The organism is Oleiphilus sp. HI0123 (assembly GCF_001635315.1).
On the sequence record NZ_LWGE01000481.1, the window covers coordinates 1 to 761 of the forward strand.

Annotated in this window: 1 protein-coding gene; it reads right to left on the reverse strand. The window is 48.5% G+C overall.

From position 1 onward, the window contains the following. Positions 1-712 (reverse strand): efflux RND transporter periplasmic adaptor subunit (locus A3761_RS04570; protein ID WP_156491594.1); only part of this gene is annotated, 712 nt, incomplete at its 3' end. Positions 713-761: the final 49 nt, after the last annotated feature.

The following is a 761-nucleotide window of genomic DNA, read 5'->3' on the forward strand; positions in this document are numbered from 1 at the left end:
AGTCCAGAAATGCGAGATCCCTACTAGCTATGGGTAAGCTAAGCTCCAAAGACTCACTAGAATAAAGCTCTGCCACGGGCGTGGAAGTACTGATGACACTGCCTTTATTGACGAAGGTTTCTATCAAACGACCATCATAGGGTGCTCGAACTTTAGTTCTTTCCAAGTTTTTCTTCGCCAAGGATAGCTTGGCTTTAGCCGTCTCCAACTTAGCCTTGGCCGCTTTTAGCTGAGGATAACGCAGCGCATAATCACGCGCCGGTGTACTATTGATTTTTTCTTGGGTACGCCAATCCCGAAGTGCTTGCTCGGAACGCGCTTCCTCCTCCGCCAGAGCTAACTCCGCATTAGCCAAATCACTACGCGCAGTTTGCAAGCTCACCTCATATTCAAGCGGATCGATCACCAACAGGACTTGACCCTCTTGGACAAAAGCACCCCGCTGAAAAGCAGGGCTGACCTTTAAAACCTGTCCCGAGACCAGGGACAACAGATTCGTCCGGGTATTAGCCTTCAGAACACCATAGGACTCTACCGTGACCTGAAAGTCCCGAGGCGCTATTTTATCCACTTCGACCAATAAAGGATTTGCCTTTGAAGGACGCCCCTTGCTCGCGGGTGGTTGCGACTGACTTATCTGATAGGCCAACAAAAGGCATAGCAACAACACTACAATTGGCGCTAGTACTTTAACTAATCGCTGAGCTGACAAAACTAAGTTCTCCTAAAATAGAGGGCGTCGAATAGTAAGATCATATCTG